The sequence below is a fragment of the Vibrio sp. 10N.261.51.C6 genome, from assembly GCF_041471785.1.
Taxonomy (GTDB): Bacteria; Pseudomonadota; Gammaproteobacteria; order Enterobacterales; family Vibrionaceae; genus Vibrio; species Vibrio crassostreae_C.
Window position 1 is genome coordinate 14,137 of the sequence record NZ_JBFRPB010000048.1, and the last position, 14,051, is coordinate 28,187.

General features: G+C 44.5%; 13 protein-coding genes, 1 riboswitch and 1 other annotated feature. Of the genes, 3 read left to right on the forward strand and 10 right to left on the reverse strand.

The genetic code is table 11. The features are described 5' to 3' along the window. Nucleotides 1-46 precede the first annotated feature (46 nt). Nucleotides 47-1,264: an EAL and HDOD domain-containing protein gene (locus AB4375_RS12750; RefSeq protein ID WP_372051725.1), complete on the forward strand. Its 1,218-nt coding sequence runs from the start codon at nt 47-49 to the stop codon at nt 1,262-1,264. 127 nt (nt 1,265-1,391) lie between these two features. Continuing rightward, nucleotides 1,392-1,904, forward strand: coding sequence for a YchJ family protein (locus AB4375_RS12755; RefSeq protein WP_017060272.1), 513 nt, complete (start codon nt 1,392-1,394; stop codon nt 1,902-1,904). A 241-nt stretch (nt 1,905-2,145) separates the two neighbouring features. Here the strand turns inward: AB4375_RS12755 and hisIE are convergent, their stop codons facing one another. The 9 genes from hisIE to AB4375_RS12800 form a co-directional block, all read right to left on the reverse strand. After that, nucleotides 2,146-2,796, reverse strand: coding sequence for a bifunctional phosphoribosyl-AMP cyclohydrolase/phosphoribosyl-ATP diphosphatase HisIE (gene hisIE / locus AB4375_RS12760; protein WP_017060271.1), 651 nt, complete (start codon nt 2,794-2,796; stop codon nt 2,146-2,148). Continuing rightward, a complete protein-coding gene (hisF, locus tag AB4375_RS12765) occupies nt 2,793-3,566 on the reverse strand; it encodes an imidazole glycerol phosphate synthase subunit HisF (protein ID WP_017060270.1) in 774 nt (257 codons plus the stop codon). The genes hisIE and hisF overlap by 4 nt, the downstream gene beginning before the upstream one ends. Further along, nucleotides 3,548-4,285, reverse strand: a complete 738-nt coding sequence (hisA, locus tag AB4375_RS12770; RefSeq protein WP_012604374.1) for a 1-(5-phosphoribosyl)-5-[(5-phosphoribosylamino)methylideneamino]imidazole-4-carboxamide isomerase — start codon at nt 4,283-4,285, stop codon at nt 3,548-3,550. Before hisA ends, hisF begins: the two co-directional genes overlap by 19 nt. 43 nt (nt 4,286-4,328) lie before the next feature. After that, a complete protein-coding gene (hisH, locus tag AB4375_RS12775) occupies nt 4,329-4,943 on the reverse strand; it encodes an imidazole glycerol phosphate synthase subunit HisH (RefSeq protein WP_017068073.1) in 615 nt (204 codons plus the stop codon). 24 nt (nt 4,944-4,967) lie between these two features. Beyond that, nucleotides 4,968-6,056, reverse strand: coding sequence for a bifunctional histidinol-phosphatase/imidazoleglycerol-phosphate dehydratase HisB (hisB, locus tag AB4375_RS12780; RefSeq protein WP_017067390.1), 1,089 nt, complete (start codon nt 6,054-6,056; stop codon nt 4,968-4,970). Nucleotides 6,057-6,185: 129 nt separating this feature from the next. Then, nucleotides 6,186-7,226 (reverse strand): histidinol-phosphate transaminase, encoded by a 1,041-nt coding sequence (hisC, locus tag AB4375_RS12785; protein ID WP_372051727.1) that lies wholly within the window; start codon nt 7,224-7,226, stop codon nt 6,186-6,188. A gap of 9 nt (nt 7,227-7,235) precedes the next feature. Further along, complete coding sequence (gene hisD, locus AB4375_RS12790) at nt 7,236-8,537, reverse strand: histidinol dehydrogenase (protein ID WP_372051728.1); 1,302 nt, start codon at nt 8,535-8,537, stop codon at nt 7,236-7,238. Then, nucleotides 8,537-9,433 carry an ATP phosphoribosyltransferase gene (gene hisG, locus AB4375_RS12795; protein WP_017060264.1) on the reverse strand — a complete coding sequence of 299 codons (897 nt, stop codon included), beginning with the start codon at nt 9,431-9,433 and terminating at the stop codon, nt 8,537-8,539. Before hisG ends, hisD begins: the two co-directional genes overlap by 1 nt. A 53-nt stretch (nt 9,434-9,486) precedes the next feature. Next, nucleotides 9,487-9,622 (reverse strand) — a sequence feature (His leader region). A 190-nt stretch (nt 9,623-9,812) separates the two neighbouring features. Continuing rightward, nucleotides 9,813-11,405: a Na+/H+ antiporter NhaC family protein gene (locus AB4375_RS12800; RefSeq protein WP_017060263.1), complete on the reverse strand. Its 1,593-nt coding sequence runs from the start codon at nt 11,403-11,405 to the stop codon at nt 9,813-9,815. A 112-nt stretch (nt 11,406-11,517) separates the two neighbouring features. Next, nucleotides 11,518-11,695: riboswitch (Lysine riboswitch) on the reverse strand. 364 nt (nt 11,696-12,059) lie between these two features. Between AB4375_RS12800 and AB4375_RS12805 the strand changes: the two genes are divergently transcribed. Next, nucleotides 12,060-12,470 (forward strand): H-NS family nucleoid-associated regulatory protein, encoded by a 411-nt coding sequence (locus tag AB4375_RS12805; protein WP_017060262.1) that lies wholly within the window; start codon nt 12,060-12,062, stop codon nt 12,468-12,470. Between the two features lie 194 nt (nt 12,471-12,664). Here AB4375_RS12805 and AB4375_RS12810 read toward each other — a convergent pair whose 3' ends face one another. Then, a complete protein-coding gene (locus AB4375_RS12810; RefSeq protein WP_017060261.1) occupies nt 12,665-13,969 on the reverse strand; it encodes an inosine/guanosine kinase in 1,305 nt (434 codons plus the stop codon). Nucleotides 13,970-14,051 lie beyond the last annotated feature (82 nt).

The following is a 14,051-nucleotide window of genomic DNA, read 5'->3' on the forward strand; positions in this document are numbered from 1 at the left end:
TTAGCTATTATCTCTCTACCAGAAATAAACCGAACACAGTACCAAGTTGAAATATTCATACGTAGCGCGTCAACCAATACTCGACACAGGCAAGAAAACCATAGGTTACGAGTTGCTATTCAGGGATGGTCCTAAGAACACTTTCCCTGAAGTAGAGCCGGAGCTCGCTACTAGCCGTTTGCTTTCCGATCACTTCTTATCGACCCACTATAATACGTTGGGTGATAAGCTTGGGTTCGTGAACTTCCCATATGCAAGCCTAATCAACTTAGTCCCTACTCTGTTCCCCAAAGAAAGCCTCGTTGTTGAGGTTCTTGAAGACTGCGAACCAACAGACGAATTACTTGAAGCAATCAAAACCATCTTTGACGCGGGTTATACCATTGCGCTAGACGACTTTGTGCCAAGTAAAGCTTGGAAGCGCTTCTTACCCTACGTTTCAATTATCAAGTTCGATATCCGTTTGACGCCAATTGCCAAAGCAGCGATGTTTATGAACTCTCTCAAAGGGCTAGATATCAAGTTCCTTGCTGAGAAAGTAGAAACGTACGAAGAATACCAAGAAGCGAAAAAAGCAGGCTTCACCTACTTTCAAGGTTATTTCTTTAGCAAGCCAGAGATGATCCAAACGCGTGCGCTCAACCCGGCATTCCTGACGACCGTTCAGCTGTTAAAAGAGATTGCGCACGACCCTATCGACTTTGGTGAAGTAGAGCGTTTGATTACGCTCGATGTGACCATGTCGTATAAGCTACTTACCTACGTAAACTCCGCTGGCGGTTCACCAACAACGATTCGTTCATTCCGCCAAGCGCTTATTTACCTTGGTGAACAAAAGCTGCGTAAATTCGTTTCACTTGTGGCGATCGCATCAGCGAAAGAAGACAAGCCGGACTCACTCTACGGTTTAGCGGTATTACGCGCGCGTCAATGTGAGCTCTTAGTCGAGAAGATGAATGTGAAGGTTGAGCCAGGACAAGCCTTTTTGACCGGTATGTTCTCGCTACTGGATTCACTGTTTGACCAACCGTTGAAACAAGTACTCGATTCAGTGCCGATAGACGTAGAGATCAAACAAGCCTTAATTCAACGTAAAGGCGTGTTAGGTGCTGTATTGGCGATGGTCGTTGCTTATGAACAAGCTCGTTGGGATGAAGCGACTCGTATTCGCCAGCTTCTCAAACTGAGTGAAGCTCAACTTGGTCAAGCTTATGACGAAGCGACAACTTGGGCCCAAGAGCTATTGGCTCCAGCCCTGAAATAACATACTTCGTACTATAGCTTTAATAGTTTCAATAGAAACTAAGCTTTGGTGAGCGATCGTTTCTTGATAAACTCCCACGCATTCACTTATGGCCTCTTAATAGAGGCCATTTTTACAGGATCTGACTATGTCTTTATGCCCATGCGGTAGCAAAAATACTTACCAACAGTGCTGTGAATCAGCGCACCTTCACCACAGTGCTGTTGAAACGCCTGAACAGTTGATGCGCTCTCGTTATTCAGCGCACGTGTTGGGTTTAGTTGACTATGTTGTTGCGACTTACCACCCTAGCTGCAACGCAGAAGCGCAAAGAGAAGGTATTGCCGAATCTATCAACAGTGATTGGGCAGGACTAGAAGTCATCGATACTGCGGTAGGCTCGCACCAAGACGAAGGCTTTGTTGAGTTTAAAGCTTACTTCAATGAAGAAGGCGCACAATACTGCATGCAAGAACGCTCTCGCTTTATACGGGAAGACGGTCTTTGGTACTACATTGATGGTACCTTCCCAGAGCAGGAACAAACTACACAACCAGAAATTGACCCACGCTTAAATCAAACCGTTGAGAGCTTTAAAATCGGCCGTAATGATCCGTGTATTTGTGGCAGTGGTAAGAAATACAAGAAGTGCTGCGGGTAACTCGTTCGACTAAGAAGTCAGATTAAGAGAAGAGATTCCTGATGTCGCTTAGGCTCCTCGGAATGACGCAAAGTCAGAGGTTAGAAAAGTGACGTAGGGCTTAGAAATCTTGAAATCTTGAAATCTTGAAATCTTGAAATCTTGAAATCTTGAAAATTAAAAAACTAAAAAGCCCCGTAAACATGTTTGTTTGCGGGGCTTTTGTCTGTCTTTTACGCGGTTCTATTAATCTAAAGAGAGCTTACTTATGACGCTCTTTCAGCTTGTTTACCACATCATCCATCGATAAGCCTTGGTCTTGAAGAAGAACCATTAGGTGGTAAATCAAATCTGCTGATTCACACACTAACTCCGCCTTATCGCCCGACGTCGCCGCAAGCGCGACTTCAACGCCTTCTTCGCCCACTTTTTGCGAAATACGCTTGGTGCCACGGGCATATAGACTGGCAGTATAAGAAGATTCAGGATCGGCGTCCTTGCGGGCAGCCAATAGCTGCTCAAGCTGATGAAGCCACACCATCTGAGACTCTTCTTGCTTGTCTCCATCCCAACACGTTGTTGTACCTGTGTGGCACGTTGGACCAATGGGATTAACTTTAACCAGTAAGGTGTCGCTGTCACAGTCCAAGGCGATGTTTTGCAGTTGCAATACATTGCCCGACGTTTCACCTTTCGTCCAAAGACGCTCTTTTGTGCGAGAGAAAAACGTCACATTGCCAGTTTCACCCGTTTTCTCAAGTGCGGCTGGGTTCATGTATCCCATCATTAGCACTTGGCTTGACTGGTAATCTTGAACAATCGCTGGCACTAAGCCATCTACTTTTTCCCAGTTAATACGCTCTGACAATGCGCCTACTTCTGTTTTTGATAAGCTTACGGGTTCAAAACTCATAGTCGCACCTCTACATCTTGTTGTTTTAAATACTGTTTAAGTTCACCAATATTGATGACTTGTTTGTGAAATACCGAAGCCGCAAGTGCTCCATCCACGTTGGTCTTTTTATAAGCTTCAGCAAAGTGCTCCATTGCACCAGCGCCACCAGAGGCAATCAATGGCACATTACACACTTCACGCACCATGTTTAACTGATCGATATCATAGCCGTTACGAACGCCATCTTGGTTCATCATGTTTAACACAATCTCACCTGCGCCACGCTTCTGTACTTCCTGCACCCAATCTTTGGTTTCCCATTTGGTTGCTTTAGTACGCGCTTCATCGCCTGTAAATTGGTAAACCTGATATTTACCGGTTTCTTTGTCGAAGTATGAATCGATACCGACAACGATACACTGAACGCCAAACTTATCAGCAAGGTCAGTAATCAGCTGTGGATTAGCCAATGCCGGTGAGTTGATTGACACTTTATCCGCACCAAACTCAAGAATGCGCGCTGCATCTTCTGCTGATTTAATACCACCAGCGACACAGAAAGGGATATCGATCACTTCAGCTACGCGTTTCACCCAGCTTTTATCGACCACACGGCCATCACTTGATGCGGTGATGTCATAAAATACCAATTCATCGGCGCCCTCTTCTGCATAGCGTTGTGCTAGCGGAACGATGTCACCAATAATTTCGTGGTTACGGAACTGAACGCCCTTAACCACTTGTCCGTCACGGACATCCAAACAAGGGATTATTCGCTTTGCCAACATGCAAATGCCTCCTCTGCGGTAAACTTGCCATCAAGTAGCGCACGACCCACAATCACACCCGCAACACCGCTGCCTTTAAGCGCTTCGATATCAGCTAGGCTGCCAATGCCGCCCGATGATTGGAATTGCACTTGTGGGTACTGCTTACAAAGATCAACATAGAGCTCTACGTTTGATCCTTCTAGCGTGCCGTCACGTGAAATATCGGTACACAGCACGTGTTTAAGGCCAACCGTGAGGTAGTCTTCAATCAGCGCTTCAATAGTCACACCTGAATCTTCTTGCCAACCTGAAATCGCCACTTTACGTGTGCCGCTTTCATCAATGTTGATGTCTAGAGCCAGCACGATTTTTTCCGCGCCATACTTCTCCATCCAACCTTTCACCAACTCAGGTTGCTTAACGGCTGTAGAACCAACCACAACGCGCTGTGCGCCAGCTTCTAGCAGATCAACGACATCTTGTTCGTTACGCACGCCACCACCAATCTGGATGTTCGCAGGCGTGCTAGCAAGGAGCTTAGCAATCAAGTCTAACTGACGAGCCGTTGTGTCTTTTGCGCCCGTTAAGTCAACAAGGTGCAGCCAGCCAGCGCCAGCTTGGTGGTACAGATTAAACTGCTCTGCTGGGTCTACTTTGTATTCTGTTACTTGCCCGTAGTCTCCTTGGAATAAGCGAACTACTTGGCCTTCAATTAAATCTAACGCGGGAATAATCATTTACATTCCTTATATGGCAACGTTAGCCGCTGCCTAATCCTTATTACAATTCCAAGAAGTTCTGAATCAGCTTAGAGCCAGCTTTCGAAGATCGCTCTGGGTGGAACTGAACACCATAATAATTGCCACTTTGAACCGCCGCAGTGAACGGATTACCGTAATCACATTGTGCGATTGTGTAGTCGCCCACTGGCATTGCGAAGCTATGAACAAAGTAGAAGTATTCGCCTTCTTCAATGTCTTTAAATAGCGGGTGATTAGGCGTTGCTGTTACTGTGTTCCAACCCATGTGTGGTAATGGTAAGTCGCCCGTTTCAAGTAAACGAACTTCGCCATCACACAAACCTAGGCATTCAACTAACTCATCAGCCTTTTGACCTTTCTCTTGAGACAGTTTGCCTAACAGCTGCATACCTAAACAGATACCCAGCAGAGGCTTCTCAACTTGCTTGACAAGGGTAACAAGGTCACGCTCTTGCAGGTTCTTCATTGCCTCACTTGCTGTACCTACGCCGGGTAGGAATAGCTTGTCGGCAGCAAGAACAACTTCTGGTTCTTTTGAAATTTCAACTGCGTAGCCTAAACGCTCAATGGCAAATTTCACCGAAGAAACGTTGGCACAACCAGTATCAATAATGACAATTTTTTGATCTTTCATTGTTTTTCCTTGCTAACGTTAGCCTTACAGAACGCCTTTGCTGCTTGGTAACTCGTTACCTTCAACTTTGATTGCTTGGCGAAGAGTACGGCCAAACGCTTTGAACAGGCTCTCAATGATGTGGTGATCATTATTGCCATCAGAAGAAAGGTGTAGCGTGCAAGCCAATGTGTCAGTTAGAGAACGGAAGAAGTGAACCACCATCTCGGTTGAAAGATCACCCACTTGCTCACGGCTGAATTTAGCATCGAACTTCAGGTATGGGCGACCAGAAAGGTCTAACGCACACTGAGCCAAACACTCATCCATTGGTAGGCTGAAACCAAAACGGCCAATACCACGTTTGTCGCCTAGTGCATCTTTCAATGCTTGGCCTAAAGCAAGAGCGGTATCTTCTACCGTGTGGTGATCATCGATGTGCAGATCGCCTTTCACAGTCAGGTTCATTTGGAAACCACCGTGTGTCGCGATTTGATCAAGCATGTGGTCGAAGAAACCCATGCCGGTATCGATCTTGTTGCCACCGGTTTCATCAAGGTTTACTGCAACCTTGATATCTGTTTCTTTAGTGGTACGAACTACTTCAGCAATACGCGCATTAACCGTCAGATCTTTAACGATTTGTGGCCAGTTAAGCGTGCCTTCAGTTTCCGCATCCGGGCTATATTGAATACCGCGGATTGCCATGTTCTCTGCCAGTTGAAGATCCGTCATTCGGTCGCCAATCACAACAGAGTGTTGGAAATCGACTTTACCGCCTTGTAGGTACTCTTTAACCATACCCAGTTTAGGCTTACGGCAAGAGCAGTTGTCTTCGTCAAAGTGAGGGCAAATAAGCACGTCGTCAAACTTAACGCCTTGAGATTCGAAGAACTCCATCATCATATTGTGTGGTGCATCGAAATCTTCTTGTGGGTAGCTATCGGTACCTAGACCATCTTGGTTAGTCACCATCACTAGACGGTAACCAGCGTCTTGCAGTGCAAGTAGGCTAGGAATTACTCGCGGTTCGAATTTTAGCTTGTCTAAACGATCTACTTGAAAGTCAACTGGCGGCTCTACAATTAAGGTGCCGTCACGGTCTATAAAAAGTATTTTCTGTTGTTTACTCACTTGAACTTCCTTTTAATTTTAAATCTGGTGGCCTAGCTAAAATCAAACGCTAACCCAAAATATTGGTTTCACTTGCCAGCCCAATTAATCAACTCAAACTGGCAAATGTTATTACTGGTAAGCCTTTCATTACTGATAAAAGTTACGAATGAATCCAAGTGTCTTTTCGCACTCTTCGCGGTTACCAATACTAATACGAACACAGTCTTCAATAGGTGAATTACGCAAAATAATGCCCGTATCCCAAGCCGCTTTAAATAACTCATCGCCGTTCGGGAATTTCACCAGTAAGTAGTTACCCCAGCCATCAAAAACCGTCACTTGAGGCATACCTAATAGACCCGCCTGCAAATACGCTCGGTTAGCACTTAAATCCAGAACTTGGAACTTAGCTCGCGCGAGTCCTTGCTCTGAGAGAGCTTGAACGGCAATGTCAGCAACAGGGATTGGCACAGGATAAGGAGCGATCACTTTCAACAGTACATCGATAAGCTCTTTATTCGCTAGCGTAAAGCCACAACGTAAGCCCGCCAAAGCAAAGGCCTTCGACAAGGTGCGCAGAATCGCTAGGTTTGGATATTGCTCAAGCAAATCAACGGTTGACGCTTCTGGACAAAAATCGATATACGCTTCATCCATCACCACAATCGCTTTGTCTTGTGTCATTTCAAGCAACTTGATGATGTCTTTGCGATCAACCAAATTACCGGTTGGGTTATTTGGGCTACAAACAAACACCACTTTTACGTTGTCGAGCTTAGCTTCGATAGCTGGAAGATCCAATTGCCATTCAGAAGTCAGAGGCACAACCTTACGCTCAACACCAATCGTCTCTGCACTGATTGCGTACATACCGTAAGTGGGTGGGCAGTAAAGAATAGCGTCTTCGTTCGGCTCACAGAAAGCACGAATCAGTAATTCAATACCTTCGTCAGCACCACGCGTTGTCAGAGTTTGCTCTGATTTCACGCCTGCGTATTGAGCGTAAGCATCAATCAGCTCTTTTGGCTGACATTCGCTGTAACGGTTAAGACGAGACAAGTTCAGGTTGTACTCGTTATCAAACGGAGATTCGTTGGCGTTTAGCCATACATCACCAGTACCGCCTATGCGTCTTGCAGACAAGTAAGGTGTTAGAGCCTGAACTTGTTTTCTTGCTAACTTTTCCATGCCCTACCCTTATTTCGCTTTATTTAACTTTTCAACTCGGATAGTCACAGCGCGTTTGTGTGCATCCAAACCTTCGGCTTCCGCCATTGTTACTACTGTTGGCGCTAGGCCTTTCAACCCATCGGCTGTTAGCTCCTGCACCGTCATTCGCTTAGAGAAATCAGCCAAACCTAGGCTTGAATACGTCTTGGTATAACCGTAAGTCGGAAGAACGTGGTTTGTGCCGGATGCGTAGTCACCTGCAGATTCTGGAGACCAGTCACCAAGGAAAATTGAGCCTGCATTATCTAGCAATGGCAGCAATTCACGTGGGTTCTTGGTTTGAACGATCAAGTGCTCAGGACCGTAGAAATTCGAAATCGCAATCGCTTGAGTGATCGATTCAGCAATGATGATTAAGCTTGAAGCCAATGCTTGCTGAGCGATGTTCGCACGAGACAGTTCTTTCAGTTGCTTTTGAACCGCTTCTGTTACTTGGTCTGCAACCACTGGAGATGGAGTTACCAATACTACTTGAGAGTCAGGCCCGTGTTCCGCTTGGCTCAACAAATCCGCTGCAATGAAGTCTGCATCAGCCGTTTCATCAGCAATCACTAACACTTCAGATGGGCCAGCTGGCATATCAACAGCTGCTCCGCGGAAGTCATTACTCACTTGGCGCTTTGCTTCCGTAACGTAGGCATTACCTGGGCCGAAGATCTTATCGACTTTAGCCACACTCTCGGTACCGTAAGCCATTGCTGCAACCGCTTGACCACCACCAACGTTGTAAACTTCGTCGATCTTACAAAGCTTAGCGACATACAAGATTTCATCAGCGATTGGCGGAGGTGAACAAAGCACAACCTTACGGCAACCTGCGATTTGAGCAGGAACACCTAACATAAGAACCGTTGACGGTAGTGGCGCACTGCCACCGGGAATATAAAGGCCAACAGTATTAATCGCGCGCGTCACTTGCTCACACACAACACCAGGCTGTGTCTCAACCTTAATTGGCTGCGGCTTTTGAGCTTCGTGAAACTTAGCAATGTTGCTATAAGCTTGCTCTAACGCTTGCTTCATCTCTGGTGTTAGACGAGCACACGCCTCTTCAATCTCACCCGAACTGACTCGGATAGATTCTGGAGTTACACCATCAAACTTTGCAGTCAGCTTTTTAAGCGCGGCATCGCCTTCATTTCGTACTTTTGCAATAACATCAGAAACAGTCGCTGTGATGTTTGCACCTTCAGTAATAGCTGGACGCTCTAATACCGAGTCTTGCTGTGATTCACTTAAAGATTGCCAAACAACGGTTCTCATCGTCACTACCCCATCATTTTTTCGATTGGTAATACTAGAATCGAGCTTGCACCCAACTCTTTCAGCTGTTCCATTGTTTCCCAGAACAAGTTCTCTGTACTTACTAGGTGCACGGCAACTTTGTCTTTGTCTGTAGATAGAGGAAGAACCGTTGGATCTTCAGCACCAGGCAGTAGTGCTTTGATTTGCTCTAGTTGAGAGGTTGGCGCGTGAAGCATGATGTACTTCGACTCTTTCGCTTGTTGAACACCCTGCATACGAGTCAGTAGTTTTTCAATCAGTGCGGTCTTGTCTGCGTCGAAGTCGCCAACACGTTGAATCAGTGTTGCTTTCGATTGGAAGATAGCTTCTGCTTCTTTTAGGCCGTTCGCTTCAAGCGTTGCACCTGTAGAAACTAAATCAGCGATAGCGTCTGCAAGGCCAGCGCGAGGCGCGACTTCAACCGAACCTGTTAGCATACAAGTGCTGAACTCAACACCCTGCTCGTCCATGTAGGCTTTAAGTAGTTGTGGGTAGGTTGTCGCAATACGTTTGCCCGCTAAGTCTTGTGGGCCGTTGTATTCTTCGTCTTTATTAATAGCGATTGAAAGGCGGCAACCACCGAAGTCTAAACGACGTAGTGTGCGGAACTCTGAAGGCTCTTTAAGAGCAACACGATCTAGACGAACTTCTTCTAGTTCATTTTCACCGATGAAACCAAGGTCAACTACACCATCCATGATAAGACCTGGGATGTCGTCATCACGAACGAGTAACAAGTCGATTGGCATATTTAGTGAGTGAACCACTAGGCGCTCACCCATGATATTAAATTTAACACCACATTTTTTAAGTAGGTCTTGGCACTCTTTACTTAAGCGACCTTTCTTTTGAATTGCGATTCTTAGGCGTTGTGTCTGCATTGCTGTATCCCTGTGCAAATATTTGAATTTATTGATTATTTAAAAGCGCTAAAACTAAAAAACCCTCGGGGACTTTGTCATCCCGAGGGTTTAAATCTAAATTCTTTTGACTTAACCTCCGGGAGTAATCTTGCTCCCGGGTATACGTAAATCTCCCCGAAAGACTAGATAGGGTGATGATGGTGATGAATGTTCATTATTAATTTACGCATACTTATCAGCTCTTAGGTTGTTTGCTGTCTTGTCTCCACACTAACTAAGCTGACATCCTTTTTCAACCATTTATTCGAACTTTTTTCACGAAACTTAAAATTAAATTAACAGGCACAAAAAAGGGAGGCAAACGCCTCCCTGATAGTTTACTGATTAACTTTCAATTTTAGCTTTTGCACGTCGCCATTTTGCAGCGAGAGAAGTAAGCCAATGCAAAACATACAGCAACAAACGTTAGAGACGCTGCGCCAAATGCGATGCCAATTGAAGATGTCATACCTAGAGTGATGAAACCAATGCACGATACGAACGCTACAGACAACGCGTATGGAAGCTGAGTCGAGACGTGGTCGATGTGGTTACAACGAGCACCAGTAGAAGACAGAATCGTCGTATCTGAGATTGGAGAACAGTGGTCACCAAATACTGCACCCGCTAGAACCGCACTTAGCATTGGAAGAATCAGTGCGATATCCGATGCTGCAGCCATATCACCCGCGATTGGTAGCATGATACCGAACGTACCCCAAGATGTACCTGTAGAGAACGCCATAACGCCCGCTAGAAGGAACAACATAACCGGTAACCAGTGGTAATCAATGCTGCCTGTTACTAGAGACGATAGGTAAGAACCCGTTTTCATGTCGCCGATAACAGAACCGATAGTCCATGCAAACACAAGAATCAGAATCGCGCCAAACATAGAGCTAGCACCGATCCACATTGTTCTTGCGATATCAGTCATAGATAGCTTTTGCTTGAATACTGTCGCTAGTGCTACTAGTAAGCCAATAACACCACCGTAAACAAGAGACTTACCTACATCCGTGTTTTCAAATGCGCCTAGAAGGTTGAATGCTTGGCCATCAGCAGCCAGCGCTTGGCCGCCTGTGTAAAGCATTGCAGCCACTGTCGCTACAATTAGCGATACGATTGGCATAACAAGATCAGAAACTGAACCGTTTTCGCTCTCTTCGATATCTAACTCTTCGTTTAGATCGTGAGCTTGCTTTTGATCGTTGTCACCTTCAAAGCCACGGCCTTGAGATGCTTCGATCTCATGCTCACGCATCTTACCAACGTCTAGACCGAACCATGCTACTGCGAACACCATTAGTAGTGCGAATACAGCGTAGAAGTTCATTGGGATAAGACGAACGTAAGCACCCAGTGCAGAATACTCTGTCACACCGTGTGTCACTAAGATGCCACCAATGATCGTGATGATGTAAGCACCCCAGCTAGAAGCAGGCATGATCACACACATAGGAGCAGCAGTTGAATCTAGGATATAAGCAAGCTTAGCGCGAGATACATAGAAGCGGTCTGTTACAGGACGAGAGATAGCACCAACCGCTAGGCTGTTAAAGTAGTCATCAACAAAGATGAATACACCTAAGAAAGCAGCAAGTAGTTTTGAACCACGTTTGCTCTTAACGCGAGACTGTGCCCACTCCGCGAATGCGCGAGTACCGCCAGACAGTGTTAATAATGCCGTTGTCATTCCAAGAATAATTAGGAATGCAATGATGCTCATGTTCCAAGTGTTGATGCCACCATCTTCGATGAAAACACCAGATGCTTTAGTAAACACGTAGCTAGCTGCGTTACCTACTGAGTAATCAGCAAGTAGAATCGCACCCATGATGATACCTACACCCAAAGAAACCAATACACGGCGGGTAACAATAGCAAGGCTCAAAGCCACAAGGGGCGGAAGCAAAGATAAAGGTGATGTTGCAAAATCTATTAAATTCATGATCTTCAAAAACCAGTTTTTTATTTGGCTAGAGATCTACTGCAGACAAACTTGATACGGCTGACCAAGCTCATGTTGAACTAAGCGAAAGGGAAGTGAACACTTCACCCAACCCTACAGTAGCGCTCCATAGTTTAAAATTAAGACTATGGCAGTGTTGTACCTATTGAGCACAACCCCAGCAAATTGCTTAGATATACAATTTACTTCGGCAATTACACCTTTCATTCCCGTTCATTGGCATCACCCCAACGGAAGTTACTTTTTATAATTGCACCTCTACGTGCGATAACATTATTAACCGTGTAAACCTGAGTTTAACAACAAATTAACCAACACCTCGCATCAGGTAGCCGCAATTGTACTCATCAAGAGCAACAATGCAACATATCATTCCGAGAAAAATAGCTTTTTGTTAATGAACTAATCAATAGAAGAATAGTCTACATAAGTTGACTACTCCACCTGTCACATATCATTTTTTAAGATATTCTTAATAATTATTATAAATTCAATAGAAATACTGCTCTGAATTTTCAACTATTCATCTCACTTTTATATTTAAATATGTAATAGAAGAAATACTATTTGTTTTATTCCTAGGCTCTGTTTATTATTAGGAAGATTATTTAGTTTACCTTGATGGAAAATATCATGTCTGAATTAACAAAAACTCTATTAAATATCCGCAGCCTTCGTGCGTTCTCACGTGAATTAACTCTTGAGCAACTTGAAGAAGCGCTAGACAAGCTGACTATTGTTGTACAAGAGCGTCAAGAGTCTGAAGCTGAAGAGCGTGCTGCTAAAGCAGAGCAAGAAGCTAAGCTTTCTGCTATTGCTGAACAAATTGCAAAAGACGGAATTGATGTTGCCGATCTTATTGCTGCACTTTCTGGTGAAGCAAAATCTAAAACAACAAAAGCTAAACGCGCTCCTCGCCCAGCGAAATACAAATACGTAGACGCAAACGGCGACGAGAAGACTTGGACAGGTCAAGGCCGTACGCCTTCAGCTATCCAAGAACAGCTAGATGCTGGTAAATCTCTAGAAGAGTTTGCTATCTAAACATTTAGTTTACTTAGTGAGTAATCAATTACACGCTAAGCGATAGAATTAATATTTAAGTCGACCAAAGTATTATTTACGACTTCAATATATTCAGAAACAAAAAAGGCTCCTTTCGGAGCCTTTTTTATATTTGTACTATCAGTATTAGAAACCAACTGATACTGATAGTACTACTGATTAAAGAAAGTAACTTATCTTTCCCAGTACGCTTCTTCTAGGCTATCTTCTCTTTCAGGAAGGCCACGAGATAAACGTGGAGAGTGTTGAACCAACACTTCATAGCTAGCACGGTTAGAATATTTACAAACTTGTGAGAACGAAGAGTACGTCAAGAATGAATGTTGGTGTTTACTTGAGTTTGGCACGTTTTCTTTGTGGTACTTATTAGCAGCCATATCATGTAATAAAGCTGATAACGCAGCATCACCTGCACCATTGGTATTTTTGATCTTTTCTGGTCCACCCATGTATGGCGCAATGTGCGAATACACTTTAGTTGGGTTTTCACATAAATCTTTATGCGCAGGACGGCTAAATTCAAAACGGTTGAATTCCGCAATTGAACCTGGAAGTAAAGGCAGTGACGTTTCACGCTTAGCTGCATCTTCTGTATAACCAGCCATAAATAGGCCAACAGGTCCCGCAGTACATAGAACAAGGTCTACCCAGTCTAGCGCTTTATCTGATGCAGCCAGTGGATCGCTTTCACCCGTTAACGCTTCAGCTTCGTCTTCATTCATTGCAACAACCGTTACGTGTTGCTCAAGGAAATCTTTCCAGAATTCTGGATCATCTTGAATAACGAACTTAGTACCTAGTGTAAGAACGACTGGCACATCGTATTTCTTCGCGTATTCGATCGCTTTCATTGTTGCTTCAGGCATCGGGTCGCCTGGCTTACAGCGAACTAAATAAGCCGTTAAAACTAAAGCAGAAGCACTTTTGAAGATTTTTTCAGGAATGCTTTCTGGTTTTAATTGGTTCATTTGTCCTTCGCTAATTGCGAAAGTACGTTCACCGTCTTCTGTAATTAATGCAAAGCAGCGACCAATTGCGCCATCTACCCCTTGTAAATGGTTCAGATCCATTCTGCTTGATGTATTACATAAATAGCGATAACCGTAACTACCAATCTTAATATCTTGGCTCATTACACCTAACAGTGTAGAACGGTCATCCGCTAGCACTGAATAGTTGTGTAATGTGTTACCAATTGTGCCACCAGCGTATTCATTGGTAATCAGGCACTGCTCTTTTAATTCTTGATACAAAGATTCAGCGGCTGCGTCGCCAATAACCAGTGAATGTCCCTTGCTCAAACCATACTTCTCAATAAGTTCAGAACTCACCTTTGCTTCAATATCCACCAATGTTTGGTCAATACCGATAATATGAGTGCGTGACATTCTTTTACTGCTTTGAGCTTGGCTCACTAGAGGATCACGAGCGTGAACCGGAAAGTAGTGCTTTGATTTACGTTGTCCAGGGAATTTCATAGGGCTAGTCTAAGTCAAGGGGAAATAGGTGGCGGATTCTACCGCGCTATATTTAACGCGGCAATCTTTCAAACTATAGCAA